The organism is Streptomyces sp. NPDC058401, assembly GCF_042722885.1.
In the GTDB taxonomy this organism is placed as follows: domain Bacteria; phylum Actinomycetota; class Actinomycetes; order Streptomycetales; family Streptomycetaceae; genus Streptomyces.
Window position 1 is genome coordinate 45,985 of record NZ_JBHXKA010000026.1, and the last position, 25,375, is coordinate 71,359.

Consider the following 25,375-nt stretch of genomic DNA (forward strand, 5'->3'; position numbering starts at 1 on the left):
CGCATGCGCGGCGGGCGGCGCTGCGCGGTCTGGACGGCTACGCGGTCTGGATCACCTGGAGCACGCCGTTGATGATCTGCTGGACCGCGATGGCGGACAGCATCATGCCGGCCAGGCGCGTCACGAGGACCACGCCGCCGTCCTTGATCACGCGGATGATGACGAGCGAGTAGCGCATCACCACCCACAGCACGACGTGCATCGCGACGATCGCGGCCCACACCGAGAACTGACCGGTGAACCCGTCGGCCTTCTGCACCGCCAGGATCACCGAGACGATCGCGCCGGGCCCGGCGAGCAGCGGCATCCCGAGCGGGACGAGCGCGACGTTCACGTCCTTGGTCTGCTTCGGCTCGTCGGTCTTGCCGGTGAGCAGGTCGAGCGCGATGAGCAGGAGCAGCAGCCCGCCCGCGATCATCAGGGCCGGCACGGAGACGTGCAGGTAGTCGAGGATCTGCTGGCCGCAGAGGCCGAAGACGGCGATGACGCCGAAGGCGACGCAGACGGCCTGCCAGGCCATGCGGCGCTGCACCTTGGCCGGACGGCCGGAGGTCAGCGCGAGGAAGATGGGCGTGATCCCCGGGGGGTCCATAATCACAAAAAGGGTGAGAAAGAGGGATCCGAAGACGGCGAAATCGAGCACAGTGATGCCTTGCAGGAGAGGGGTGTCACGAAAAAAGGAGGGGGTGGAGCGGGAGGGGCGGCGGCAGGGTCAGCCGCGCACGCGTCCACCGGCGCCGGGCACCGGGAACGCCCCGGTGGCACGGCGGGTGATCTCGCCGTAGATCTCGGGGTCGGTCGTGTACTCCCCGAGCCGGCAGGTCTTGCGGCTGCCGTGGTAGTCGCTGGACCCGGTGGTCAGCAGACCGAGGTCGGCAGCCAGGCCGCGCAGTCGCGCGCGCGTGGCGTCGTCGTGGTCCATGTGGTCGACCTCGATGCCGTCGAGGCCGGCCGCCGCGAGGGCCGCGAGGGCGCTCTCGGGCACGCAGGTGCCGCGCTTGACGGCGGCGGGGTGGGCGAAGACGGTGACCCCGCCGGCCGCCTTGACCAGGCGGATCGCGTCGAAGGGGTCGAGCTCGTGCTTCTCGGCGTACGCGCGGCCCCCGTCGGCGAGCCAGTCCGCGGTGAACGCGTCCGACACGGTGCGCACGACGCCGAGCTCGACGAGCGCGGCGGCGATGTGCGGGCGGCCCACGGACCCCTCGCCGGCGATCCGGTCCACCTGCTCCCAGGTGATGTCCACGCCGAGGTGCCGGAGCTTGCCGACCATGGCCTGGGCGCGCGGGGTGCGGTCGTCGCGGACGAGCTCCCGCTCGCGGGAGAGCTCGGGCTCCTCGGGATCGAAGAGGTACGCCAGCATGTGCATGCCGATGCCGTCGAGCCGGCAGCTCAGCTCCATGCCGGTCACCAGGGTCAGCCCCTCGGGCACCGCGGCGACGGCCTCGCGGTATCCGGCGACGGTGTCGTGGTCGGTCAGCGCCACCACGTCGAGCCCCGCACCGGCGGCGTTGCGCACCAGCTCGGCGGGGGTGTCCGTACCGTCCGAGGCCGTGGAGTGGGCGTGCAGATCGATGCGCACAGCCGGACTCCAGGGTTCACGCGCGGACGGGGGACACTCCAGGATACCGTCCGCTTTTCCCGCTACGGGACTGCGCCCGACCGGCCACACCGGGGACCGCCGGACCACCCGCGCCCCGGGCCGCCGGACGGAGTCCGGTGCAGCACCGCGAAGCCGGTGAGGCCCGCCAGGGCCGATCCGCGCGAGCGGTGCGTCAGGAGGAGAGGATGCGGGGGCTCAGGGCTCCGCAGGGCAGCAGTTCCACCTCGGCCCCCGCGTCGCGCAGGTCGGTCAGCACCAGCTCGTCGTACATCAGCAGGCCCGACTGCTCCGGCCAGACGATCGCCCACAGCCACAGCCCGCGCGCCTCGCCGGCGAAGACGGCCCGGTCCTCCGGGACGCCCGTGACGTGCCAGAGCGGCGTCGGCCGCCCGGCGGCGACCACCTTGGCGTGCGGCGGGGCGGAGACGTTCATGTAGCGGCCCGGGTCGGGGGCGTCGAGGCCGGCGAAACGCGCGCCCAGGCCGACACCCAGCTCCTCGGCGACCAGCAGCAGCTCGCCGATGCCACCGAGCGGGCCGGGACCCGAGCAGGCCACGGCGGTGGCCCGGCCGCCGCTGCGGTCGTCACCGGCGGAGGCGATCCCGGTGAACAGCCAGCCGACGGGCAGCGGCCAGGGCATCCAGACCGGTACCTGCGCCCGGTTCACCACCACGCCCAGGCCTTCGACGCTCGGCGGGATCACGGGTTGCAGGGGATGGACGGTGCCGTGCACCGCGCACTGCCAGGAGTCGGCGAAAAGACCGGGCGCCCTGACCCGGCCACCACACTTCGGGCAACTCGGTTCGCCCCTCATAAGAAGCCACGCTCCTCCCCGCCGCCCGCCCCGTCAAGATGCGATCACCGTTCCTCGGCGTGTTCGCCCCTGTTGGGCGAACCGCCGTGAACCGGCACGGCCGGTTGTCTCCCCGAACGGTCTTGGGGGACGGGGACCAGTGCGAGTTGGTCGCTTCGGGCCCGGCAGGTCTTGTCACCCGGGTGTGGTGGGCCATGCCGGCCAGCCGGTCACGGAAGCGTCCGGTGGGCAACCCGGCAACCGTGCGCCGGAACGTCCTACCGCGCTTGCCCCGGCCCAACGTCTCGCGGCCAGTCGCACGCGCATCGGCGAAGCCGAGGTTCTCGATCGCGAGACCGGCGCAGCCGTGTTGGTGGGCGAGGCGGATGACGTGGCTGATCGCCTGACGCAGGCGTCCGTCGCGCTGTGAGGTGGGACCGGTCAGGTCGGTGGGGATGGTGAACGGCCGGCCGACAGGGTTGCCATGGGTGTCCACGACGCAGGCGGCGAGGTGGCCGGCGTTGAGATCCACCGCCAGCATCCGGGCGCCGGTCGCGGCCGGCTCTGCGGGTGTGGGGAGGACCGTTTTCGGGGTGGACCAGGAAGCGTCGAGGTACCAGCGCCCGCGTTCCGGGTCGCATACGAGGTCGTAGCGGACGGAACGGTTGGCGGTGATCCGGTCCAGCCACTCGCCGTCGGCGGTCAGGAACAGACGCCGCGCGTCCCACCGCTCCCGCCACTCTGCCTCGGCGAGCCCGGCGGCGCCGAGGTGGTGCCGGGTCTTGGCGAGCTTGCGGCCACCCGCCACGACCGCCGGATGACCGGCCGCGATCCGCCGCTCCACCCTGACCAGACGCACGGTCAGGACCTGCAACCGGGACTGCTTCTGTGCACGCTCGCCCCGGCTCGGATATCCCCGGACACCGCCGACTCGCTGCCCGCACGGGACCGCCGGACGCCGTCGGATCATGGTGATGGTCCGGCGCAGCGAGGCACGCTCGTCGAAGAGGCACCGCAGGGAGAGCTGGTACTGGTCATCGGACGCGCGCGTGATCGCACCTGCCCACCGGGATGACGACACCCTCGTCAGAGCACGCTTGCGCTCCGCACGCAGATTCCGCCGTGCGGGCACCAACCCGATCCGCACCCGCCCGGCCAGATCGGCACGGGCATGCCTGCCCAGGTGATCACCCACGAGCCGTACCACCTCGGCATCACGGACGGACAGACGCAGCCGATCCCGGATGCGCGCCCCCGCAGGCGCCGACACGGTAAAGGGAACAGCCAGGGTGCGCAGTGCCTTCCGCAGCTCCTCGCCTCGCGTCATCAGCCGCCCCCTCCCCTGACCAGGTCCCGACGACGTTCCGTGTCAACGCTGACACCTCCGCCGAAGCTGCATGCCGGCAGCCCCCGGCATTCGCCCGTACGAGCGTCGGATGATCGGCCGCGCTCACCGGGCGACCGGGAAGTCGGCCGACCGGCCCGGCGGCCGGATGCTCAGTCCAGGGGGACTGCCGTGCGCAGAGGGTCACGCAGATCCGTGCCGCGCGCGAGCCAGCGTTCCTGCAGGGCGGCCGCTCCGTGGACGCGTTTCCATGCCGCCTCGTTCGCCGTCATCGGCAGGAGGGGGAAGAAGGAGACGGGGTCCATGGGGTCGTCCAGGGCGAGGTCCTCCACCAGTCCGCCGGGTTCCGCGACGAGTACGGAGGTGAACGGTGCCCCGTCCCACAGGGGTTCGCCCACGTCCAGGGAGGCGCCGGGCGTCACGATGAGCCCTTCCACCTGGGGCGAGGCCGCCAGCACGGCCAGTGGCCGCAGCAGCCTGTCGGTGGGCGCGAGCCCGCCCCGTACGGTCAGCACGAGCTCCGCGCGCGGGCCGCGGACGGGGTCGGAGACCACCGCCGTCGGGTCGGTCATCGGCTGGGCGGACATGCCGAGGGTCGCGTACCGCACGAGGTCGCCCTCGGTGAAGCGGAGGACTTCGAAGCGGTCGGTGCCCAGGAAGGTGACGGCGGCGCGGGCGTCGGGTTCGCCGAGGGCGGAGCGCAGCCGGGCTTCCACAAGGGCCAGAATTTCTGCCATGGAGCGAGCATAGAACTCGTATCAGCCGGGTAAAGGGCGGGTCTTGACCATCCGTCGGCTGATATCGTTGACCGTTGGTCGGGGACGCTCTCAGAAGAGAAGTTTCAGTGCCCCGGCGACAGGACGTCCCCTACGGGGGACCGGCCGGAGGAGGTGGGGCTGCGGTGCATCGAAGTCGATCGCACAGTACGTGCGGTACCTCTCGCTCTTCCACTTCGCCGACGGGCGCGCCGCGCCCCCTTTGATCCGCTGATCCGCACGTCTTCGGATCAACACGTCGGATCGGTCGAAGAGCGACGGAAGAACTGTGTCCTCCCGTCCTGATCCTTCCGCCTGCCCGCCCGGCCTGCCGACCGCGGTGAGCGCGTCATCCGGAAGGACCTCCCACCCGTACGGTCCGCAGCCGTGCGCGCGAAGGAGCCTGCCATGTCGATGCTGCCCTACCTCCGTGCCGCCGTCCGTCCCGCACTGCGCAGGTCCACGCCGGCGCAGCCCGGCTACGACACCACCCGCGACCCGTCCGCGAACAGCGCGGTGGTCGACTGCGCCGTCTACCGCGACGGGCGCCGCGACGGGCGCGAGCGGGGCTCCTCCTGCCTGACGCCCCGTGAGGCGCTGCGAGCGGTCCGCGAGGACGGCGGGTTCGCGTGGATCGGCCTGCACGAGCCGACGGAGGCCGAGTTCGCCGGGATCGCCGCGGTGTTCGGGCTGCACCCGCTCGCGGTGGAGGACGCGGTGCACGCGCACCAGCGGCCGAAGCTGGAGCGCTACGACGACACCCTCTTCACCGTCTTCAAGACCATCCACTACGTGGAGCACGCCGAACTCACCGCCACCAGCGAGGTGGTGGAGACCGGCGAGGTGATGTGCTTCACCGGTCCCGACTTCGTCATCACCGTCCGGCACGGCGGCCACGGCTCCCTCAAGGGTCTGCGCCACCGCCTCCAGGACGACCCGGCGCTCCTCGCCAAGGGCCCGTCCGCCGTCCTGCACTCCCTCGCCGACCACGTGGTCGACGGGTACATCGCGGTCGCCGCGGCCGTCCAGGACGATATCGACGAGGTGGAGAGCGAGGTCTTCGCCGCCCCCGCCAAGGGCAGTGCGCGCGGCGGCGACGCGGGCCGGATCTACCAGCTCAAGCGCGAGGTGCTGGAGTTCAAGCGGGCCGTCTCCCCGCTGCTGCGCCCCATGGAGCTGCTCAGCGAGCGCCCGATGCGGCTGGTGGAGCCGGACATCCAGAAGTACTTCCGCGACGTCGCCGACCACCTGGCCCGGGTGCACGAGCAGGTCGTCGGCTTCGACGAGCTGCTGAACTCCATCCTGCAGGCCAATCTGGCGCAGGCGACCGTCGCGCAGAACGAGGACATGCGCAAGATCACCTCCTGGGCAGCGATCATCGCCGTGCCCACGATGATCTGCGGGGTCTACGGGATGAACTTCGAGCACATGCCGGAGCTCCAGTGGCGCTACGGCTATCCGATGGTGATGGCCACCATCGCCGGGACCTGCTTCACCATCCACCGGGCCCTGCGGCGCCACGGCTGGCTGTAGGGGCGCACGGCCCTCTGGCTACCCTGTGCGCATGACTCTCAGCGCGCTCGATCTGGCCCTCGTCGAGGAGGCCACCAAGAAGTCCGGCCTCATCTGGGTCCGCGGCTCCGGGGCGGACCGCGGCCTGTGGCACGCCTGGGTGGACGGCGCGGCGCACGTGCTCGGCGACGGGCCCGGGGAGCAGCCGTTCCCGGGGCTCGCGGACGGGGCCGCGGCCGAGGTGACCGTGCGCAGCAAGGACAAGGGCGGCCGGCTCGTCGCGTGGACGGCGACCGTACGCGAGCTCGTGCCCGGCAGCGAGCCGTGGGAGGCCGCGGTGGCCGAGCTCAAGGGCAAGCGGCTCAACGCGCCCGACTCCGCCGAGATGACCGGACGCTGGGCGCGGGAGTGCCGGCTGCTGCGCCTGGAGCCGGAGGCGGTGCGCACCGAGCTTCCCGCGGGTTCGCTGGCTGCGGTTCCGCTGGGCTCCCCGGCGACGACCCGGCAGCCGATCCCGGCGGGGCTGCCGAAGCTGCTGCTGAAGCGGAAGAAGAAGGCGGCCCGCTAGAACGGGAGGCCGGAGCGGCCGGAGCGGCCGGAGCGGCCGGAGCGGCCGGAGCGAGCGGAGAGGCCGGAGCGGTCGGCTAGCCCTGCGGGTCGGCACCCTGGCCGGAGCCCTGGCCGGTGCCCTTGCCCGTGCCCTTGCCGGTGCCGCTCTCCTGGTCCTTGGTGGTGGGCAGCTCGGAGCCGTAGTCCACCGTCTGGTCCGGGGCGGGAGCGGTGAGCTCGACCGGCTTGCCCCATTCCGCGAGGGTCAGCCGGCCGGCGCCGCCCGCGCGTTCCATGAGGAGCGGGTAGGGGGTGCCCTCCAGGGAGACCGAGAGCTTGCCGCCCTTGCCCTGGTCCGCCGAGACCTGGACGGCCCGGGTGTGCCCGACCTTGGTGTAGTCCTCGCCCTTGGTGAGCTTCCCGTCGAGGCCGAGCAGCCCGTCGAGCATGACCTGCATGTCGGTGAACCCGCGGAACTGCTTGTAGGAGGGGTCGCCCTCGGGCACCTTGACGAACTTGTCGCCGAGCTTGCCGGCCGCCTCGGACTGGCCCCAGAACGCGGCGCCCGCCTTGAGGTAGAGCTGCTCCCCGACCCGCAGCAGCTGGAAGGTGGTGTCGTCCTGGGACTTCACCTCGCCGGAGCCGCCGTCCGCCCCGAGCCGCATGTCCAGGGTGAAGGACTTGCCGCCGCTGACCAGCGTGCCGGAGAGGTGGACCGAGTGGGCCCCGGTGACGGCCGTCTTCGCCCTGTCCTCGATCTGGTCGGCGGACAGTTTCCCGACCCCGTTCGTCCCCTCGTCGGGGTCCGCTCCGCACCCCGTGCCGACGACGGCCAGGCCCGCGCACAGGGCACTGACGAACGCGGCCCGGCGCAGCCGCGGGGCGGGGAAATAGGCGGTCACGGGCGGGTGCCCCTCTCGTTGCGTCGGCGAGCAGCTGGCAGCGTACCCGCCCGTACGCGGGCCCCTGCGCGGCGCCCGCACCCAGCTCGTGGGGACGCGCGTGCGGAGGTCCCGGGGCACCCTGCCGGAGCGGGGGCGCTGCCCCGCCGGACGGCCCCACCAGGAGGTTGGGTGCGGTACGGGCTAACCTGAGGGACGGCAGTACCGGTGATCGACGGATGACGCAGCTCGTAGGAGGCGCTCGGATGGCGGCAGGCGCCCCACGGATCTTCGTCTCGCATCTGTCGGGTGTGCCCGTCTTCGACCCCAACGGCGACCAGGTGGGCCGGGTGCGCGACCTCGTCGCGATGCTCCGCGTGGGCGGCCGGCCGCCCCGGCTGCTGGGTCTGGTGGTCGAGGTCGTCAGCCGGCGGCGGATCTTCCTTCCCATGACCCGGGTGACGGGCGTCGAGTCCGGCCAGGTGATCACCACCGGCGTGGTCAACATGCGGCGCTTCGAGCAGCGCCCCACCGAGCGGCTGATCCTCGGCGAACTGCTGGACCGGCGGGTGCGCCTGGTCGCGGACGACGAGGAGGTCACCGTCCTGGACGTGGCCATCCAGCAGCTGCCGGCCCGGCGCGACTGGGAGATCGACCGGATCTTCGTACGGAAGGGCAAGTCGGGTGCGCTGCGGCGGCGCGGCGAGACCCTGACCGTGGAGTGGTCGGCCGTGACGGGCTTCTCGCTGGAGGAGCACGGGCAGGGCGCCGAGAACCTGGTCGCGACCTTCGAGCAGATGCGCCCCGCGGACGTGGCCAACGTGCTGCACCACCTGACGCCGAAGCGGCGCGCCGAGGTGGCGAGCGCGCTGGACGACGACCGGCTCGCGGACGTCATGGAGGAGCTCCCCGAGGACGAGCAGGTGGAGATCCTCGGGAAGCTGAAGGAGGAGCGCGCGGCCGACGTCCTGGAGGCGATGGACCCGGACGACGCGGCCGACCTGCTCTCGGAGCTGCCGGAGGACGACAAGGAACGGCTGCTGACGCTGATGCGGCCGGACGACGCCGCCGACGTGCGGCGCCTGCTGTCCTACGAGGAGAACACCGCGGGCGGTCTGATGACCACGGAGCCGATCGTGCTGCGGCCCGACGCGACGGTCGCCGACGCGCTGGCCCGGGTACGGCAGTCGGACCTGTCGCCGGCCCTGGCGGCCCAGGTGTACGTGTGCCGGCCGCCGGACGAGACGCCGACGGGCAAGTACCTGGGCACGGTGCACTTCCAGCGGCTGCTGCGCGACCCGCCGTTCACCCTGGTCAGCTCGATCGTGGACACGGGCCTGGCGCCCCTGCGGCCGGACTCCTCGCTGCCGGTGGTGACCAGCTACCTGGCCGCGTACAACATGGTCGCGGTCCCGGTCGTCGACGAGAGCGGCTCGCTGCTGGGCGCGGTCACCGTGGACGACGTACTGGACCACCTGCTGCCGGACGACTGGCGGGAGACGGACTTCCATTCGGAGGGCCCCGGGGGTCCCGAGGATTCCGAGCGTGCGGAAGGGGCCCTCCGTGGGGACTGAGCGGGGGCGCGGCGAGCAGCCGCGCGAGCGGCGCAGGGAGCAGATCCGGGAACGGCGCGAGCAGGCGCGGGCGCAGGCCCGCGAGCACGGGCTGGCGGAGGCCGCCGCGGAACGGGCGGAACGTTCCTCTTTCGAGCGCGGCGAGCGGGCGAAGGCGGGCCAGTCGACGGGGTCGAGCGCGCTGTCGCGCTCGCGCACCCGCCTCGACCTGCCGCGTCCGGCCCGCCGGCGGCTGCTGCCGGAGTACGACCCGGAGGCGTTCGGGCGGCTGTCGGAGCGGGTCGCACGGTTCCTCGGCACGGGCCGGTTCATCGTCTGGATGACCGTCGTCATCATCATCTGGGTGCTGTGGAACATCTTTGCGCCCGAGAGCGTGCGCTTCGACCAGTACCCCTTCATCTTCCTCACCCTGATGCTGTCGCTCCAGGCCTCCTACGCGGCCCCGCTGATCCTCCTGGCACAGAACCGCCAGGACGACCGCGACCGGGTCAACCTGGAGCAGGACCGCAAGCAGAACGAACGCTCGATGGCCGACACCGAGTACCTGACCCGGGAGATCGCCGCCCTGCGGATGGGTCTGGGCGAGGTCGCCACGCGCGACTGGATCCGGTCCGAGTTCCAGGATCTGATCAAGGAGATGGACGAGCGGCGGCTATTCCCCGCGGAGAGTGACGAAGGCGACCGCTAGCGGCCTTTCCTGAGGCGCGCCACCGAGCCGTACCATCGGGGCATGGCTACCGACACAAGCTCCGCCTCCGCCGCTGCCGTGCCCGAACAGGACGCGATCCTGGACGCGCTGGCGACGGTGAACGACCCCGAGATCCACCGGCCCATCACCGAGCTGGGCATGGTCAAATCGGTGGAGATCGGCGACGGCGGCGAGGTCGCCGTCACCGTGTTCCTGACCGTGTCGGGCTGCCCCATGCGCGAGACCATCACCAACCTGGTCACCGAGGCCGTGCAGCGGGTCCCCGGCGTCACCTCCGTCGCCGTCACGCTGGACGTGATGAGCGACGAGCAGCGCAAGGACCTCGCGGCGACCCTGCGCGGCGGCACCGCCGAACGCGAGGTCCCCTTCGCCCAGCCCGGCTCGCTGACCCGCGTCTACGCGGTCGCCTCCGGCAAGGGCGGCGTCGGCAAGTCCTCGGTCACCGTGAACCTGGCGGCGGCCATGGCGGCCGACGGCCTCAAGGTCGGTGTCGTCGACGCCGACATCTACGGCCACAGCGTGCCGCGCATGCTCGGCGTGGAGGGCCGCCCCACCCAGGTCGAGAACATGATCATGCCGCCGTCGGCGCACGGCGTGAAGGTCATCTCCATCGGCATGTTCACCCCGGGCAACGCGCCCGTGGTGTGGCGCGGTCCGATGCTGCACCGGGCCCTCCAGCAGTTCCTGGCCGACGTGTACTGGGGCGACCTGGACGTCCTGCTGCTCGACCTGCCGCCGGGCACGGGCGACATCGCGATCTCCGTGGCCCAGCTCGTGCCGAACGCCGAGATCCTCGTCGTGACCACCCCGCAGCAGGCCGCGGCCGAGGTCGCGGAGCGGGCCGGTTCGATCGCCGTGCAGACCCACCAGAAGATCGTCGGCGTCGTCGAGAACATGTCCGGGCTGCCCTGCCCGCACTGCGACGAGATGGTCGACGTGTTCGGCTCCGGCGGTGGCCAGAAGGTCGCCGACGGCCTGACGAAGACGATCGGCGCGAACGTGCCGGTGCTGGGCTCGATCCCGATCGACGTCCGCCTGCGCGAGGGCGGCGACGACGGCACCCCGGTCGTCCTGTCGGACCCCGACTCCCCCGCCGGTGCGGCCCTGCGCGCCATCGCCGGGAAGCTCGGCGGCCGGGCCCGCGGCCTGGCCGGCATGTCCCTGGGCATCACCCCGCGCAACAAGTTCTGACACGGGGAAGGGGCCGGTACCAGTGGAATTCCACTGGTACCGGCCCCTTCCTCATGCGTCCTACTCGTACGCCGCCAGGTCCCCGATCACCGAGAAGCCGAGCCCGTACGCGCTCATCCCGCGCCCGTACGCACCCAGGTGCACCCCGCTGCCGGTCGACCCGGCCAGGACCCAGCCGAACTCCGACTCGCGGTAGTGGAAGGGCGTCGGCTCCCCGTCCACCGGCAGCGACAGCGTCGACCAGTCGGAGCCCGCGAGGTCGTCCGCGAGCTCCCACGCGGCCTCGGTCTGCTGGTCGAGCCAGTCGTCGCGCAGGCTGTGGTCCATCTGCCCCGGCCAGCTGTAGGCCAGCAGCCCCGAGCCGGCCAGCCAGGCCGCCGAGGAGACCGAGGTGGCCTCCAGGACGCCGGTGCCGTCGGCGGTGCGGCGCAGCGGGTTGCTGGCCACGGTGACGACCACCGCGAAGCGCTCCTTCTCCCCGGTGGCGATCTCGCCGCGGGCGGAGGGCTCGTCACCGTGACCGGTCGAGCCGTGCTCCACGCTGCCGTCGGCGCCCGCGGCCACCTGCATCAGCCAGCGGGGACCGGTGAAGGCCCCGTCCAGCCCGTACCAGGGGAAGTCGGCCCGCAGGTACCCCTCGGCCGCCCGGCGGGCGGCAGGGACGGGCGGGGCGGCCGCGTCCGGGGGCTGCGGATGGTCTGCTGCTAGTGCGGGGGCTGGCGTCTGTGCCTCGGCGGGCTGTGTGCCTACCCGGCTACTGCGCGTCGTCTCCATCTGAGCGGCCTCTCGTTCCGTGGGATCCGGAACGGCCCACCCCCCTCGGGCGTCCTGGGTCCGGACTCAAAGGAGGATAGCCATCCGACCGCCGTTCACCGGGCAGGCGGGCGCGCGCGTGGTCCCGGGTGGCGTCAGGTCGCGTCGGCGTCGAAGCGCGTGAGCTGCTCCTGCGCCGGGGCCGCGGGCTTCTTGACCATGTCCGGTCCCGCGCCCGGCGCGGCGGCGGGGAGGGCTCCGCCGGCGGCCGCGGCCGCCTCGGGCTCGTTGCCGTTGACCGCGTCGGTGACGTCGTTGAGTTCCTTGCGGAGATCGAAGCTGCTCCGGATCTCCTTGAGGTCCTCGTTCTCCGTCAGCTGCTTGCGGATGAAGTTCTTCGGGTTCAGGTCCTCGAACTCGAAGTCCTTGAACTCCGGCCCGAGCTCGGAGCGGATGTCCTGCTTCGCGCTGTCGGAGAACGCGCGGATCTTCCGGATGACGCCCGTGACGTCCTGGATGACCTTGGGCAGCTTGTCCGGGCCGAAGATGAGGATCGCGAGCACCACGATCGTGACCAGCTCGAGTGCGCCTATGTCGTTGAACACCTTGCCCCGCTCCTCGGCTCTCTTCACCATCAGGCCTGTCACACGGTACCCGGCCGGGTCTGCAGGCCAATACACCAGGACCGGCTGATTACCCGACCGGTTCTGCTTTCACCCGCCCGTCACGAACCGTTCGCCGATCCGAGCACCACTTCCAGCGTGCGCTCCCGGCCGCCCCGCAGCACCGTGAGGGTGAGCCGGTCGCCCGGCCGGTGGGCCCGGATCTTGATCACCAGCTCGTCGCCGCCGTGCACCCGTACTCCGTCGACCTTGGTGATCACGTCGCCCGGCCCGATGCCCGCGCGGGCTCCGGGCCCGCCCGCGGTGACGGCGGGCTTGCCGCCCTCGCCCTTCTCCCCCACCCGGGCCCCGTCGCCGGAGTAGTCCATGTCCAGGGTGACGCCGATGACGGGGTGGGTGGCGCGGCCGGTGCGCATCAGCTCCTCGGCGACGCGCTTGCCCTGGTTCACCGGGATGGCGAAGCCGAGTCCGATGCTGCCGCGCTGCTGTGCGGAGCTGTCCCCGCCGTCGCCGCCGCGGATGGCGCTGTTGATGCCGATGACCTGGGCCCTGGCGTCGAGGAGCGGTCCGCCGGAGTTGCCGGGGTTGATGGGGGCGTCGGTCTGGAGCGCGTCGACGTAGCTGACGTCGCTGCCGTCGCCCTTGTCGCCGCCGGCGGTGATGGGGCGGCCGGTGGCGCTGATGATGCCGGCGGTGACCGTGTTCGACAGGTCGAAGGGGGCTCCGATGGCCACCACCGGATCGCCGACCTTCACGTTCTCGGAGTTGCCGAGCGCGAGCGGCCGCAGGCCCCGTACCCCGTCGACCTTGACCACGGCCAGGTCGTAGCCGGTGTCGCCGCCGACCAGCTCGGCGGCGACGCTCTCGCCGGTGCTGAAGGTGACCGTTATGGTCCGGGCCCCGTGGACCACGTGGTTGTTGGTGAGGATGTGGCCCTGCCCGTCGAGGACGAAGCCGGTGCCGGTCGAACCGCCCTCCGCACTGTTGACGTGCAGGGTGACCACGCCGGGCAGTGCGGTGGCGGCGATCCCGGCCACGCTGTCGGGGGCCCGGCCGCCGTCGGCGGGGGCCGCCTGCGGGAGTTCGAGCCGGGTGCCGGCCTGCCGCTCGGCGAGGACGCCGGCGTAGCCGCCGATGCCGCCGGCCAGGAGGGCGGCCCCGAGGCCGAGGACGAGGCCCTGGCGCAGCCGGAACCTGCGGGAGCCCGCCCTGCCGTGGTCCACCGGCTGGAGCGGGCGCACGCTCCACGGGTCGTAGCGCGGCTCGGCGTCCGGGCCTGCGTCGGCGTCCGCGTCGGTCCGCGGCTCGGTCCGCGGGGGCGGTACGGATCCCCCGTGCGCGCTCACGGGATCCGCGGGGCGGCTCCACCACTGGGGTACGGGGGCGGGAGTCGCGACAGGCTCAGGGTCCCCATCCGGGGGCAGGTCCGCGTGTGCGGCGGTCCGCGGGGGCGGTACGGATCCCCCGTGCGCGCCGGCGGGGTCCGCGGGGCGGCTCCACCACCGGGGCAGGCGTGCGGGGACCGGATCCGTCGCCGGATCGGTCTGCTGACTGTCGGACATGGGTGCTCCCCGCCTACCTGTCGTTCTCCGCCGGCCGCCGGGGGCGGCGCATCTGGCGGAGATTCAACCAGGTTGCCCGTACCGCCCGCCCCTGCGGGCCGCACGGGCGGGCTGCGGCTCCCGGCCAGGACGGGGCCGCCGCCCGGGACCGCTCAGCGGTACAGGGACACCGGGCGTGCGGAGGCGGTCGGGCGGGAGGGCACCGGGGAGGATGCGAGGGGGGTGACCGAGCGGAGCGTCGGGACGGTGCCCGGCTTCGGCAGCCGGTTCTCCCGGACCACCGCGTCGACGACCGGAACCACGGGTCCCGTGCGTGCGGCCGGTGCTTCGCCCCGGGCGTTGGGCTCGATGGTCTCCATCGGCAGCGAACCGCCCAGCGCGATCGCGGCGAGCGATACCGCTCCGGCGGCCACGAACGCGAAGCGGCGCCGCTGCCGGCCCACCTCGTGTATCCGGAAGCCCTGCTGCTGCGGGGCGGCGGCGGCCGCGGGCGGCGCGTAGCCGAAGGACCCGAAGGGCTCGGCTCCCGGCGGCGGGCCGAAGGGGCCGGAAGGCCCTGAGGGGCCCTCGGAGCCGCTTCCCGGCAGCCCCTGCAACCGCGCCAGCAGCCCGGCCGACAGCGGAGGCGGTGCGCTCTCCACGAACATGGTCTTCAGACGGCGCTGCGCATCGGCCTCGGCCTTGCACTGGGAACACGTCGCCAGGTGCGCCAGTACCCGCTCGCGCGCGTCGTGCTTCAACTCCCCGTCCACGAGGGCGGCCAGCCGGTCGCCCAGATGCTGTTCGACGGAGGAAGCCTGCTCGGCGGCGAACGCCTGTTCGGCAGGCGACGGGGACGGACTGATCCCGCTCACTCGGCTCCGCCCTCTCCCCCGGCGCCGGGGGCGCCCACCGCCACGCCGGCCAGCGCGCGCTGCTCCGCGCGGGCTTCGGGAGACCGGTGCTTGAGCGCCTTGCGCAGGTGCGAACGGCCCCGGTGGATACGGCTGCGCACGGTGCCGAGCTTCACGCCGAGCGTGGCGGCGATCTCCTCGTACGACAGGCCCTCGATGTCACAGAGCACCACGGCCGCACGGAACTCGGGCGCGAGGGTGTCCAGCGCCTGCTGCACGTCCGCGTCGAAGTGGGTGTCGTGCAGCACCTGCTGGGGGGACGGCTCACGGCTCGGCAGCCGCTCGGCGGCGTCGTCGGCGAGGGCGTCGAAGCGGATCCGCTGCTTGCGGCGGACCATGTCGAGGAAGAGGTTCGTGGTGATCCGGTGCAGCCAGCCCTCGAAGGTGCCGGGCGTGTACGTGGACAGCGAGCGGAAGACGCGGACGAAGACTTCCTGCGTCAGGTCCTCGGCGTCGTGCTGGTTGCCCGTCAGCCGGTAGGCGAGGCGGTAGACCCGCGCACTGTGCGTGCTGACGATCTCCTCCCACGAGGGAGGGGTCCACGCCTGGGAGCCCGCATCGGCGGCGAACGTCGCGGTGGTTGCGGTGTCTACGGTGCGGAAACGGTCAGCAATGTTGGTCACGGATTTCGGCTCACCGGCCGACCAGAAGAGGCGTCGGAGGACACCCCCACGATCCACAGGCGCAGCCGCACCTCCCCTGTCGGCTCTGGTGGTGTCCAGCGGAATCCCTACCATAGCCACCCCTCCCGTCAGCTCTGGATAAGTATTTTTGCAGTAACTTTGCACGGGCTCCGGGCCCCGGGCCGCTCTTGCGTCTCTACTGCTCTCAACGCCCGGTCCCATCTGCGGGTTCCCGACTCCAGCGGATACAGTCACCGTTGCGCCAACTATGGGGACAGGAGAGGGTCATTACCGGCAACCGGCAGACGAGCTGGGCGTTCGCCGACGCGTTTGTCGCCGAGGACGACGCTCTGCGATGGGCCCGCGACCGGTCCAGGGAAGCGGGACTGCGGTCCGTCTCCCCCGGCACCGGGGCCGCGCTGCGCCTGCTCGCCGCCACCGCGGACGCCAAGGCGGTCGCCGAGATCGGCACCGGAACCGGCGTGTCCGGCATCCACCTCCTGCACGGAATGCGCGCCGACGGGGTCCTGACCACCGTGGATCCCGAACCGGACCGGCAGGCCTTCGCCCGCCAGGCCTTCCGTGCCGCCGGCTTCGCGGGCAACCGCGCCCGCTTCATCCCGGGCCGCGCCCTGGACGTACTGCCCCGGCTGGCCGACGGCGGGTACGACCTCGTCTTCTGCGACGGGGACCCCTCCGAGTCCCTCGACTACCTCGCTGAATCGTTGCGCTTGCTCCGCCCCGGCGGCCTCGTCTGCTTCGAGGGAGTCTTCTCGGACGGCCGTACGGTCGACTCCGCGGCCCAGGCCGTGGAGGTGCTCCGCGTCCGCGAACTGCTGCGCACCGTCCGGGAGACCCCGGCCCTGGAGGCCGCCCTGCTCCCGGTGGGCGACGGCCTGCTGTGCGCGGTCCGGCGCTGAGCCCTGCGGTCCGGCGCTGAGCCCACGGGGCCGGTCAGCGCAGCAGTGCGAAGGTCAGCGCGGCCGTACCGCCGAGCGCGGTGCCGGCGAGGAGCTGCGCCGTGGTGTGCGCCTTCAGCACCAGCCGGGACCATCCCACGCCGGCGGCGACCAGCACCGCGGGGAGCAGCGCCGGGCCGAAGACCAGCAGCAGGACCATCACCGTGCCGCCGGCCACCGACATGTGGATGGATATCTGCCAGCCGATCGTCACCAGCAGCGAGCAGACGAGGCCGACCAGCATCGCGACGACGAGCGCGAAGACGTCGGCCGGAGCCCCGAGGACGCGCAGGAGGGTGATCCCGGCGGCGACCGAGACCAGGCTCAGCCCCATCGGGACGACCCGCTGGCGCCGTACCCGGATGTGCTGGTCGGTCAGCGCCCCGCGCCGGACCCCGAGCAGGATGATGCCGATCGGGACCACCCCGCAGAACAGGGCGCCGAGCAGGCCCCAGCCGAGACCGGACCACGAACCGGTGCTGTGCCAGCCGATCAGCAGGAGCTGGGCCACGACCAGGTTCGCCGGGGCCAGGACCTCCGTGAGGACCAGGGCCGCCTTCTGGCGGGGCGTGCAGTCGCCGAAGGCGGGCGGTGCGGGCGGGGAGAAGGTCACGGGTGGGGCTCCGGCTGTCCTGTCACGGTCTGGGACACAACACTGCCCCGACCGCGTGGTGCGGCCGGGGCAGTGCAGAGAATGCAGCGAAAGTACTGTCAGTCATCCCTGGTGAACCTGGGGATCAGCCGACGACCTTCTTCAGGGCGTCACCCAGGGCGTCCGCCTCGTCCGGAGTCAGCTCGACGACGAGCCGACCGCCGCCCTCGAGCGGTACGCGCATGACGATGCCCCGCCCCTCCTTGGTGACCTCGAGCGGGCCGTCGCCCGTCCGCGGCTTCATGGCCGCCATGCTCGTTCCCCTTCCTGAAACCAGTTCATCGTCAGCCGACGGCTCCATTCAGGCGCCTAGTACCCGGCATCGAACACATTGCTTCCAGGCCATTATCCCGCATGTCAGGACCCGATGACCAACATCGGCTGGGAACGCTTGTGCAACGCGCTTGACCAAAACCACTCATTTCGGGGACACGCCTGCGATACTTCGCCGCCGCGGCACGAGTCTGCCCTTCCGTTTATTTGACGCACATCACATGTGCGACCCCCGCCCGGTCCGCCATGCTGACCTTTGCACCGGCCAGTACCGGCCGGTAGCCAGCCCGCGACGAAGGGGGATCCCCACCCATGGCCGACAGCGTGCTCTACGAAGTGACCGACGGACTCGCGACCATCACGATCAACCGTCCCGAGGCCATGAACGCCATGAACACCGAGGCCAAGGTCGCCCTGCGCGACGCGGCCCGGGCGGCGGCCGCGGATCCGGCCGTACGGGCGGTCCTGCTCACCGCGGCCGGCAACCGGGCGTTCTGCGTGGGCCAGGACCTCAAGGAGCACGTCGGGTTCCTCGCGGCCGACCGGGAGCACGGCTCCTCGCTGACCATGAACACCGTCGCGGAGCACTACAACCCGATCGTCCGGGCGCTGACGGAGATGCCGAAGCCGGTGGTCGCGGGCGTGAACGGCGTCGCGGCGGGCGCGGGATTCGGATTCGCCCTGGCGGCGGACTTCCGCGTGGTCGCGGACACCGCCTCCTTCAACACCTCCTTCGCCGGGGTCGCCCTGACGGCCGACTCGGGCGTCTCGTGGACCCTGCCCCGCCTGATCGGCGGCTCCCGCGCCTCCGACCTCCTCCTCTTCCCCCGGTCCGTGAAGGCCCAGGAGGCCCTGGAACTCGGCATCGCGAACCGCGTGGTCCCCTCCGAGGAGCTGGCGGCCGAAGCGCTCGCCGTGGCCCGGCGGCTGGCCGAGGGCCCCACGGTCGCCTACGCGGCCCTGAAGGAGTCCCTGGCGTACGGAGCCTCCCGCTCCCTCCCCGACGCCCTGGCCCACGAGGACACCCTCCAGGCCCGCGCGGGGGCCTCCGAGGACCACGGAATCGCCGTGGAAGCCTTCCTCGCGAAGCAGCCTCCCCGCTACCTGGGCCGCTAGGGGCTCCGCCGGGCCGGCACCGGCGCCGCTACACGGGTGCGGGCACCGCTGCGCGGGCGGAGTTCCCCTACCCGCCCTTCGCCCTTTCCCCGGGCGTTGCCCGGACCCGTTTCCGGGGGCCGGCCCCCGGACGCCCGCTCCTCAAACGCCGGAGGGGCTGGATCATCGCCGTCCTCGGGCATATCCAGCCTCGCCGGCGTTTGAGGCGCGGGGTCCGGGGCGGAGCCCCGGGGAACGGTGGAAGGGCGGATAGGGGACCTCGCCCCGCAGGGCAGCCCAGCCGCACCCAGACAGGTCAGCCCGGGCAGGGTCAGGGCAGGTTGCGGGAGACGCAGCGGGAGAGGTGGTCGTTGACCAGGCCGCAGGCTTGCATCAGTGCGTAGGCCGTCGTGGGGCCCACGAAGCGGATGCCCGCCTTCTTCAGGGCCTTGGCCAGGGCGGTGGACTCCGGGGTCACCGCCGGGATCTCGGTGGTGCTCTTCGGGGCCCGCCCCGGCGCCGGGGCGTGGGACCAGATCAGGGCGTCGAGTTCGCCGTCCCCCCACCCGGCCAGGGTCTTCGCGTTGGCGAGCGTGGCCTCGACCTTGGCCCGGTTCCGGATGATCCCCTCGTCGGCGAGGAGCCGTTCCACGTCCGCGGCCCCGAACTTCGCCACCTCGGCGATCTCGAAGCCCGCGAAGGCCGTCCGGAACCCCTCGCGCCGGCGCAGGATCGTCAGCCAGGACAGCCCCGACTGGAAGGCCTCCAGGCACAGCCGCTCGTACAGCGCGTCGTCCCCGTGGACCGGACGGCCCCACTCCGTGTCGTGGTACGCGATGTAGTCCTCGGTGGCCAGCCCCCAGGGACACCGCAGACCCCCGTCGGGGCCGGCCAGCACCCCGCTCACTGCTCGGCGGCCTTGGTCAGGTCCACGGAGCCGTCGGCGGGCCCGGCGGACGCGGCGGACCCGCCCGCGGGCACGGCCGCGGCGGTGAGCTCGGCGATCCGCGCGTCGCGCTCGGCCAGCTCCGCCGCCAGCCGCTCCAGTACCTCGTCCACGTCGGACATCCGGTAGCCGCGCGGGGCCACCGGCAGGCGCAGCTCGTCGATGTCCGCCCGGACGACGGGACGGTTCTCCGGCAGGGCGTCGGAGAGCCGGTCGGGCTCGGCCTCCGGCAGCACGGCCTCGGACCCCCCGCCGGCCACCGCGAGGGTGACTCCCGCGACGACCACGACCAGCGCGATGAGCAAGAACGCGAACACGATCAACTCCCCTGAGAGACTCCGGCCACCAGGTTAAGGTCGCAGGCGAGGCGCGAGGGTCGCCGAAGGAGGAAAGAGCAGGATGCTGCGACTGGGCAGGCGCGAGTTCGACGACCACGAGCCGGTGATCATGGCCATCGTGAACCGGACCCCTGACTCCTTCTACGACCAGGGGGCGACCTTCCGCGACGAGCCGGCCCTGGACCGGGTCGAGCAGGCGGTGGCCGAGGGCGCCGCGATCATCGACATCGGCGGTGTGAAGGCCGGTCCCGGCGAGCACGTGGACGCGGCGGAGGAGGCCCGGCGCACGGTCGGTTTCGTCGCCGAGGTGCGCCGCCGCCACCCCGACGTGGTGATCAGCGTCGACACGTGGCGGCACGAGGTCGGCGAGGCCGTCTGCGAGGCGGGGGCCGATCTGCTCAACGACGCGTGGGGCGGGGTCGACCCGAAGCTCGCGGAGGTGGCCGCGCGGCACGGCGCGGGCATCGTCTGCACCCACGCGGGCGGGGTCGAGCCGCGGACGCGGCCGCACCGCACCGAGTACGAGGACGTGATGGCCGACATCCTGCGCGTCACGGTCGGCCTGGCCGAGCGCGCGGCGGCCCTGGGCGTACCCCGCGAGTCGATCATGATCGACCCGGGGCACGACTTCGGGAAGAACACCCGCCATTCCCTGGAGGCCACCCGCCGCCTCTCGGAGATGACGGAGACGGGCTGGCCGGTGCTGGTCTCCCTCTCCAACAAGGACTTCGTCGGCGAGACCCTCGACAAGCCGGTCAAGGAACGCCTCCTGGGCACCCTGGCCACGACGGCCGTCTCGGCCTGGCTGGGCGCCCAGGTCTACCGCGTCCACGAAGTAGCCGAAACCAAGCAGATCCTGGAGATGGTCCGCTCGATCCAGGGCCACCGACCCCCGGCGGTCGCCCGCCGGGGGCTGGCGTAGCGGCCGGCGGGTCCTACCTGGCGACTTCCTTCGTCACCAGGGCGATCGCCTCGTCCACGTCGTCGGTGACGTGGAACAGGTAGAGGTCCTTCTCCGAGGCCTTGCCCTGGGCGATGACCGTGTTCTTCAGCCAGTCGATGAGCCCGCTCCAGTACGCCGTGCCGAACAGCACGATCGGGAAGCGGGTGATCTTCTGCGTCTGGACCAGGGTCAGGGCCTCGAACAGCTCGTCGAGGGTGCCGAGTCCGCCCGGCAGGACCACGAAGCCCTGGCTGTACTTCACGAACATCGTCTTGCGGACGAAGAAGTACCGGAAGTTCAGCCCGAGGTCGACGTGCTCGTTGAGCCCCTGCTCGAAGGGGAGCTCGATGCCGAGGCCCACCGAGAGGCCGCTGGCCTCGCGCGCACCCTTGTTGGCCGCCTCCATCGCGCCCGGGCCGCCGCCCGTGATCACCGCGAACCCGGCCTCCACGAGCGCGCCGCCGATCCGCACGCCCGCCTCGTACTCCGGCGAGTCCGCCGGGGTCCGGGCGGAGCCGAACACGCTGATCGCCGGCGGCAGCTCCGCCAGGGTGCCGAAGCCCTCGATGAACTCCGACTGGATGCGCAGGACCCGCCACGGATCGGTGTGCACCCACTCGGAGGGCCCGGCCGAATCCAGCAGCCGCTGGTCCGTCGTACTGCCGGCCTGCACCTGGCCCCGCCTCCTCAGCACCGGCCCGAGCTGCTGCTCCTCGGGCCGACGACGAGCGGACCCTTCAGGGTTGCCCATGATGTGCTCCCTCCTGCTGATCGTTGGATCAGGTTAGGCGCACAAAGGTGACGAGAAGCGGAATTCAGGAGGTCAGCCAGGCGCGGAGTCGTTCCTCGCAGTGGAGGATGGCCTTCGTTTCCACTCGTTCGTCGGCCTTGTGGGCCAGGAGGGCGTCGCCCGGGCCGTAGTTGACCGCCGGGACGCCCAGCGCGCTGAAGCGGGAGACGTCCGTCCAGCCGAACTTCGGCATGGCGTGTCCGCCGACGGCTTCCATGAAGGCCGCGGCGGCCGGGTGGGAGAGGCCGGGGAGGGCGCCGGGAGAGAGGTCGTCGATCACGAACTCGTCGATGTCGCAGTCCGCGAAGACCTCGCGGACGTGGGCGATGGCCTCGTCCGTGCTGCGGTCGGGGGCGAAGCGGAAGTTCACCGTCACCGTGCACGCGTGGGGGATGACGTTGTTGGCTACGCCGCCGTCGATGCGGACCGCGTTGAGGCCCTCGTGGTACTCCAGGCCGTCGATCACGGGCTTGCGGGGCTCGTAGGCCGCCAGCGTGGCCAGGATCGGGCTCGCCGCGTGGATGGCGTTGGAGCCCATCCAGCTGCGCGCGGAGTGGGCGCGCTCGCCGGAGGTGCGGAGCAGGACGCGCAGGGTGCCCTGGCAGCCGCCCTCGACCTCGGCGTTGGAGGGTTCGAGGAGGACGGCGAAATCGCCGGTCAGCCAGTCGGGGTGGGCTTCGGCGACCTTGCCGAGGCCGTTGAGGTCGGCGGCGACCTCTTCCTGGTCGTAGAAGACGAAGGTGAGGTCCCGGTTGGGTTCGGGGACCGTGGCCGCGATGCGCAGCTGTACGGCGACGCCCGACTTCATGTCGGTGGTGCCGCAGCCCCACAGGACGTCGTTCTCGTCGAGGCGGGAGGGCACGTTGTCGGCGATCGGCACGGTGTCGAGGTGCCCGGCGAGTACGACGCGTTCGGTGCGGCCCAGGTGGGTGCGTGCGACCACGTTGTTGCCGAAGCGGTCCACGGTCAGGTGCGGCAGGCCGCGCAAGGCGTGTTCCACGAGGTCGGCGAGTACCTTCTCGTCGCCGCTCACGGAAGGGATGTCGACGAGCCGGGCGGTCAGCTCGGCGGCGTCCAGGGTGAGGTCCAGCTCGGATTCGGACATGGAGCTGACCCTAACGCCCCGGGCTGCGGCGAAGCCTTGTCCGTCCGGCCGATGGACGCGCCATATGGCTCAAGTACGGTGGGCGGCGTGCCGCAGACCGATCGCCCCCGACCTCGCCGCCGCAGGCGCCCGCTCCGCTGGGCCGCGGGCTTCCTGGTGCTGGTGGCGGTCGTCGGGTACTTCGTCGTGCAGCGCGCGTCGAACGACAACGGCGGCGTGCCCTACTGCACGGCGTCGGCCGACGGGAAGAGCGGCGCGAAGGGCTCGGGACAGTTCGACGAGATGTCCCCGGAGCAGGCGGCGAACGCGGCGGTGATAGCGGCCGTCGGGGTCTCCAAGGGGATGCCCGACCGGGCGGTGACCATCGCGCTGGCGACGGCCATGCAGGAGTCGGCCCTGCGCAACCTCGACCACGGCGACCGCGATTCGCTGGGCCTGTTCCAGCAGCGGCCCTCGCAGGGCTGGGGCACGCCGGACCAGATCATGGACCCCGTGTACTCGGCCGGGATCTTCTACGACCGGCTGGCCGAGATCAAGGGGTACTCGCGGCTCCCGCTGACCGTGGCGGCGCAGAAGGTGCAGCTGAGCGGTTTCCCGCAGGCCTACGCGAAGCACGAGCCGGAGGCCACCGTGCTGACCGCGGCCTTCACCGGAGCCGGCCACCTGACCTGCACCGGGCCCGCGCCCGTGCGGGCCGGCGATCCCGCGAGGGTGCGGGCGGACCTGACCCGGCTGCTCGGCAAGAACCCCCTGTACACGCTGCCCGCGGATGCGGGCGCGGGCGCCGGGGCCGGCGGGGGTGACGGGACGGCCGCCGGGTCCGAGGTGACCCTGGTGGCGAAGCCCGGGGGCGGGGATCCGGCGGCGCGGACCGGCCAGGTGCTCGCGCAGTGGGCGGTGGCCAGCTCCCGCGAGCTGGGGATCACGCGGGTCTCGTACGGCGCCGGGTCCTGGGTGGCGGGCAAGGACGGCGACCGGTGGCGGGAGCGGGGCGCCGCGGCCGCCGGGAACGGCGCCGGGGATCCCGGCACGGCCGCTCCGGGCCAGGTACGGATCTTCGTGCGCGGCTGAGCCGCGCCGGACGGGTGGCCGCGCCGCACGGGCAGACCCGCTGGACGGGCGTACGACCCGTCGCCCGTTCGGGGGTGACCCGAACGGCGGACACGGGGCTCGCGGCGGGTGCGCAACCGCAGGTCGGCGCGTGTTCCGGACGGTCGGCCCGGAAGCCGATTAAACGATCCGTTACTGATCCTTTACCCACCGGCTCCGCAACTCGCTCCCCCCTCCGAGCGGTTGTCACGGCGTACTCAGCCGCTACCGCTTAGGAGCAACATGTCCCTCCCCCTGACCCGTCGGATCGCCCGTGCCGCGCTGCTCCTCGCAGCCGGGGCAGCGCCCGTGGTCGGTGCGGCCGGCGCGGCCAGCGCCGCGGGCCTGGAGTCCGTGCCGCAGCTGGGCGCGCTCACCGCGCCGGACGCGACGGTCGCCGCCGCGGGCGACACCGCCACCGGGGCCGTGCCCGCCGCCTCCACCCTGCCGGCGCCCGCACCCGCCGACGAGGTGACCGGTGCCGCGGGCAGCCTGCTGGCGGGCCTCCCGCTCGCCGGCGGCGGGCTGCCGGGCGGACTTCCCGGTGGCCTCCCCGGCGGGCTGCCGGGCGGGCTGCCCGGCCTCGGCTAGCAGCCGCCGTCGCCGCGGACACACCGAGAAACACCGAGGGGCCCGGGAGCACGAACTCCCGGGCCCCTCGGGCCGTCTGCGCGTACGGGGCGGCCGGACTACGCCAGCCGCTTGACCGCCGCCTCGACCCGCTCGTCGGTGGCGGTGAAGGCGACGCGGACGAACCGCGCGCCCGCCTCGCCGTAGAAGTCGCCCGGTGCGACCAGGATGCCGAGCGCGGCCAGGTGGGCGACGGTGTCCCAGCAGGGCTCGTCCCGGGTCACCCACAGGTACAGGCTGGCCTCGCTGTGCTCGACGCGGAAGCCGTGCGCCTCCAGGGCCGTGCGCAGCGACGCGCGGCGGGCCGCGTAGCGCACCCGCTGCTCCTCGACGTGGACGTCGTCGCCGAGGGCGGCGACCGTGGCCGCCTGCACGGGGGCCGGGGTCATCATGCCGCCGTGCTTGCGGATCTGGAGCAGTTCGCCGAGGACTTCGGCGTCACCGGCGATGAAGGCCGCCCGGTAGCCGGCCAGGTTGGACCGCTTGGAGAGCGAGTGGACGGCGACGATGCCCTCGTACGAGCCGCCGCAGACCTCGTCGTGCAGGACGGAGACGGGCTCGGCTTCCCAGCCCAGTTCCAGGTAGCACTCGTCGCTGAAGATCAGGATCCCGTGCTCGCGCGCCCAGGCCACGATCCGTACGAGCTCCTCCTTGGGGAGGACCTCGCCGGTGGGGTTGGACGGGGAGTTGAGCCACAGCAGCTTCACGCGGGCCGGGTCGAGCTCGGTGGTGGGGTCGTCGTAGACCACCGGCTCGGCGCCGCACAGCCGCGCGCCGACCTCGTACGTCGGGTAGGCGAGGCGGGGGTAGGCCACCTGGTCTCCGGCGCCCAGACCCAGCTGGGTGGGCAGCCAGGCGACCAGTTCCTTGGAGCCGACGACCGGCAGGACGTTGCGGTGCCCGGCGGCGCTCGCGCCGAGGCGGCCGCGCACCCAGCCGGTGATCGCGTCGCGCAGGGCGGGGGTGCCCCACACCGTGGGGTAGCCCGGGGAGTCCGCGGCCTCGATCAGGGCGCGCTGGATCAGCTCCGGCACCGGGTCGACGGGGGTGCCGACGGAGAGGTCGACGATCCCGTCCGGGTGGGCCGCCGCCGTCGCCTTGTACGGCTCCAGCTTGTCCCAGGGGAAGACGGGAAGACGGGCTGAGACTGCGGCCACGTTGTGCTCTTTCCAGGAGGTCTTCGTCGTGCTGT

Annotated in this window: 28 protein-coding genes; 11 read left to right on the top strand and 17 right to left on the bottom strand. The window is 72.5% G+C overall.

The window, feature by feature from the left end; genetic code table 11:
- Positions 1 to 37: 37 nt before the first annotated feature.
- The 3 genes from ACFWNV_RS12635 to ACFWNV_RS12645 form a co-directional block, all read right to left on the bottom strand.
- Complete coding sequence (locus tag ACFWNV_RS12635; RefSeq protein WP_383944746.1) at positions 38 to 643, bottom strand: MarC family protein; 606 nt, start codon at positions 641 to 643, stop codon at positions 38 to 40.
- Between the two features lie 69 nt (positions 644 to 712).
- The gene (locus ACFWNV_RS12640; protein ID WP_383944749.1) at positions 713 to 1,579 is read right to left on the bottom strand and encodes a PHP domain-containing protein; all 867 of its coding nucleotides are present in this window, start codon (positions 1,577 to 1,579) and stop codon (positions 713 to 715) included.
- Positions 1,580 to 1,772: 193 nt separating this feature from the next.
- A complete protein-coding gene (locus ACFWNV_RS12645; protein ID WP_383944752.1) occupies positions 1,773 to 2,414 on the bottom strand; it encodes a DUF6758 family protein in 642 nt (213 codons plus the stop codon).
- A gap of 184 nt (positions 2,415 to 2,598) precedes the next feature.
- On the opposite strand from ACFWNV_RS12645, the gene ACFWNV_RS12650 reads away from it, so the two are divergent.
- The gene (locus ACFWNV_RS12650; RefSeq protein ID WP_383944755.1) at positions 2,599 to 2,823 is read left to right on the top strand and encodes a hypothetical protein; all 225 of its coding nucleotides are present in this window, start codon (positions 2,599 to 2,601) and stop codon (positions 2,821 to 2,823) included.
- A 1,067-nt stretch (positions 2,824 to 3,890) separates the two neighbouring features.
- On the opposite strand, the gene ACFWNV_RS12655 is transcribed toward ACFWNV_RS12650, so the two are convergent.
- Complete coding sequence (locus ACFWNV_RS12655; RefSeq protein WP_383944758.1) at positions 3,891 to 4,475, bottom strand: suppressor of fused domain protein; 585 nt, start codon at positions 4,473 to 4,475, stop codon at positions 3,891 to 3,893.
- 426 nt (positions 4,476 to 4,901) lie between these two features.
- Between ACFWNV_RS12655 and ACFWNV_RS12660 the strand changes: the two genes are divergently transcribed.
- Complete coding sequence (locus ACFWNV_RS12660; RefSeq protein WP_383944759.1) at positions 4,902 to 6,026, top strand: magnesium and cobalt transport protein CorA; 1,125 nt, start codon at positions 4,902 to 4,904, stop codon at positions 6,024 to 6,026.
- A gap of 31 nt (positions 6,027 to 6,057) precedes the next feature.
- Positions 6,058 to 6,573 carry a hypothetical protein gene (locus ACFWNV_RS12665; protein WP_383944762.1) on the top strand — a complete coding sequence of 172 codons (516 nt, stop codon included), beginning with the start codon at positions 6,058 to 6,060 and terminating at the stop codon, positions 6,571 to 6,573.
- Between the two features lie 76 nt (positions 6,574 to 6,649).
- On the opposite strand, the gene ACFWNV_RS12670 is transcribed toward ACFWNV_RS12665, so the two are convergent.
- Positions 6,650 to 7,456: a hypothetical protein gene (locus tag ACFWNV_RS12670; protein WP_383944764.1), complete on the bottom strand. Its 807-nt coding sequence runs from the start codon at positions 7,454 to 7,456 to the stop codon at positions 6,650 to 6,652.
- 245 nt (positions 7,457 to 7,701) lie between these two features.
- Between ACFWNV_RS12670 and ACFWNV_RS12675 the strand changes: the two genes are divergently transcribed.
- The 3 genes from ACFWNV_RS12675 to ACFWNV_RS12685 all read left to right on the top strand — a co-directional run bounded on the left by ACFWNV_RS12675 (position 7,702) and on the right by ACFWNV_RS12685 (position 10,909).
- Entirely contained in the window at positions 7,702 to 9,009 is a 1,308-nt protein-coding gene (locus ACFWNV_RS12675) for a magnesium transporter MgtE N-terminal domain-containing protein (RefSeq protein WP_266880959.1), read from the top strand.
- Positions 9,010 to 9,100: 91 nt separating this feature from the next.
- Positions 9,101 to 9,697, top strand: coding sequence for a DUF1003 domain-containing protein (locus ACFWNV_RS12680; RefSeq protein WP_383944837.1), 597 nt, complete (start codon positions 9,101 to 9,103; stop codon positions 9,695 to 9,697).
- A 42-nt stretch (positions 9,698 to 9,739) separates the two neighbouring features.
- Positions 9,740 to 10,909 carry an Mrp/NBP35 family ATP-binding protein gene (locus ACFWNV_RS12685; RefSeq protein WP_383944769.1) on the top strand — a complete coding sequence of 390 codons (1,170 nt, stop codon included), beginning with the start codon at positions 9,740 to 9,742 and terminating at the stop codon, positions 10,907 to 10,909.
- Between the two features lie 60 nt (positions 10,910 to 10,969).
- Here the strand turns inward: ACFWNV_RS12685 and ACFWNV_RS12690 are convergent, their stop codons facing one another.
- The 5 genes from ACFWNV_RS12690 to sigE all read right to left on the bottom strand — a co-directional run bounded on the left by ACFWNV_RS12690 (position 10,970) and on the right by sigE (position 15,477).
- Complete coding sequence (locus ACFWNV_RS12690; RefSeq protein WP_383944772.1) at positions 10,970 to 11,683, bottom strand: hypothetical protein; 714 nt, start codon at positions 11,681 to 11,683, stop codon at positions 10,970 to 10,972.
- 134 nt (positions 11,684 to 11,817) lie between these two features.
- Positions 11,818 to 12,267, bottom strand: coding sequence for a sec-independent translocase (locus ACFWNV_RS12695; RefSeq protein WP_383944840.1), 450 nt, complete (start codon positions 12,265 to 12,267; stop codon positions 11,818 to 11,820).
- A 119-nt stretch (positions 12,268 to 12,386) separates the two neighbouring features.
- Positions 12,387 to 13,631 carry a S1C family serine protease gene (locus ACFWNV_RS12700; RefSeq protein WP_383944775.1) on the bottom strand — a complete coding sequence of 415 codons (1,245 nt, stop codon included), beginning with the start codon at positions 13,629 to 13,631 and terminating at the stop codon, positions 12,387 to 12,389.
- Positions 13,632 to 13,999: 368 nt separating this feature from the next.
- Positions 14,000 to 14,701 (bottom strand): anti-sigma factor family protein, encoded by a 702-nt coding sequence (locus ACFWNV_RS12705; protein WP_383944778.1) that lies wholly within the window; start codon positions 14,699 to 14,701, stop codon positions 14,000 to 14,002.
- Positions 14,698 to 15,477 carry an RNA polymerase sigma factor SigE gene (gene sigE / locus ACFWNV_RS12710; RefSeq protein WP_243335949.1) on the bottom strand — a complete coding sequence of 260 codons (780 nt, stop codon included), beginning with the start codon at positions 15,475 to 15,477 and terminating at the stop codon, positions 14,698 to 14,700. The genes ACFWNV_RS12705 and sigE overlap by 4 nt, the downstream gene beginning before the upstream one ends.
- 143 nt (positions 15,478 to 15,620) lie before the next feature.
- On the opposite strand from sigE, the gene ACFWNV_RS12715 reads away from it, so the two are divergent.
- The gene (locus tag ACFWNV_RS12715; RefSeq protein ID WP_383944782.1) at positions 15,621 to 16,283 is read left to right on the top strand and encodes an O-methyltransferase; all 663 of its coding nucleotides are present in this window, start codon (positions 15,621 to 15,623) and stop codon (positions 16,281 to 16,283) included.
- A gap of 34 nt (positions 16,284 to 16,317) precedes the next feature.
- Here the strand turns inward: ACFWNV_RS12715 and ACFWNV_RS12720 are convergent, their stop codons facing one another.
- Both ACFWNV_RS12720 and ACFWNV_RS12725 read right to left on the bottom strand, forming a co-directional pair.
- Positions 16,318 to 16,935, bottom strand: a complete 618-nt coding sequence (locus tag ACFWNV_RS12720) for a hypothetical protein (RefSeq protein WP_383944785.1) — start codon at positions 16,933 to 16,935, stop codon at positions 16,318 to 16,320.
- Between the two features lie 124 nt (positions 16,936 to 17,059).
- A complete protein-coding gene (locus ACFWNV_RS12725) occupies positions 17,060 to 17,227 on the bottom strand; it encodes a DUF3117 domain-containing protein (protein ID WP_003966491.1) in 168 nt (55 codons plus the stop codon).
- A gap of 332 nt (positions 17,228 to 17,559) precedes the next feature.
- Here ACFWNV_RS12725 and ACFWNV_RS12730 point away from each other — a divergent pair, with 332 nt between their 5' ends.
- Positions 17,560 to 18,363 (top strand): enoyl-CoA hydratase/isomerase family protein, encoded by an 804-nt coding sequence (locus ACFWNV_RS12730; RefSeq protein WP_383944788.1) that lies wholly within the window; start codon positions 17,560 to 17,562, stop codon positions 18,361 to 18,363.
- A 310-nt stretch (positions 18,364 to 18,673) separates the two neighbouring features.
- Here ACFWNV_RS12730 and ACFWNV_RS12735 read toward each other — a convergent pair whose 3' ends face one another.
- Positions 18,674 to 19,249, bottom strand: a complete 576-nt coding sequence (locus ACFWNV_RS12735) for a DNA-3-methyladenine glycosylase I (protein WP_383944790.1) — start codon at positions 19,247 to 19,249, stop codon at positions 18,674 to 18,676.
- On the bottom strand, positions 19,246 to 19,611 hold the full coding sequence (locus ACFWNV_RS12740) for a DivIVA domain-containing protein (RefSeq protein WP_383944793.1): 366 nt from the start codon (positions 19,609 to 19,611) through the stop codon (positions 19,246 to 19,248). The genes ACFWNV_RS12735 and ACFWNV_RS12740 overlap by 4 nt, the downstream gene beginning before the upstream one ends.
- A 76-nt stretch (positions 19,612 to 19,687) precedes the next feature.
- Here ACFWNV_RS12740 and folP point away from each other — a divergent pair, with 76 nt between their 5' ends.
- Positions 19,688 to 20,548 carry a dihydropteroate synthase gene (gene folP / locus ACFWNV_RS12745; RefSeq protein WP_383944796.1) on the top strand — a complete coding sequence of 287 codons (861 nt, stop codon included), beginning with the start codon at positions 19,688 to 19,690 and terminating at the stop codon, positions 20,546 to 20,548.
- Positions 20,549 to 20,561: 13 nt separating this feature from the next.
- Here the strand turns inward: folP and ACFWNV_RS12750 are convergent, their stop codons facing one another.
- Together ACFWNV_RS12750 and dapE are read right to left on the bottom strand one after the other, a co-directional pair.
- Positions 20,562 to 21,320, bottom strand: coding sequence for a TIGR00730 family Rossman fold protein (locus ACFWNV_RS12750; RefSeq protein ID WP_383944799.1), 759 nt, complete (start codon positions 21,318 to 21,320; stop codon positions 20,562 to 20,564).
- Between the two features lie 64 nt (positions 21,321 to 21,384).
- Positions 21,385 to 22,464, bottom strand: coding sequence for a succinyl-diaminopimelate desuccinylase (gene dapE, locus ACFWNV_RS12755; RefSeq protein WP_383944802.1), 1,080 nt, complete (start codon positions 22,462 to 22,464; stop codon positions 21,385 to 21,387).
- A gap of 87 nt (positions 22,465 to 22,551) precedes the next feature.
- On the opposite strand from dapE, the gene ACFWNV_RS12760 reads away from it, so the two are divergent.
- Both ACFWNV_RS12760 and ACFWNV_RS12765 read left to right on the top strand, forming a co-directional pair.
- The gene (locus ACFWNV_RS12760; RefSeq protein ID WP_383944805.1) at positions 22,552 to 23,535 is read left to right on the top strand and encodes a hypothetical protein; all 984 of its coding nucleotides are present in this window, start codon (positions 22,552 to 22,554) and stop codon (positions 23,533 to 23,535) included.
- 261 nt (positions 23,536 to 23,796) lie between these two features.
- Positions 23,797 to 24,144 (top strand): ATP-binding protein, encoded by a 348-nt coding sequence (locus ACFWNV_RS12765; protein WP_383944808.1) that lies wholly within the window; start codon positions 23,797 to 23,799, stop codon positions 24,142 to 24,144.
- Between the two features lie 98 nt (positions 24,145 to 24,242).
- On the opposite strand, the gene dapC is transcribed toward ACFWNV_RS12765, so the two are convergent.
- Complete coding sequence (dapC, locus tag ACFWNV_RS12770) at positions 24,243 to 25,340, bottom strand: succinyldiaminopimelate transaminase (RefSeq protein ID WP_383944811.1); 1,098 nt, start codon at positions 25,338 to 25,340, stop codon at positions 24,243 to 24,245.
- Positions 25,341 to 25,375 lie beyond the last annotated feature (35 nt).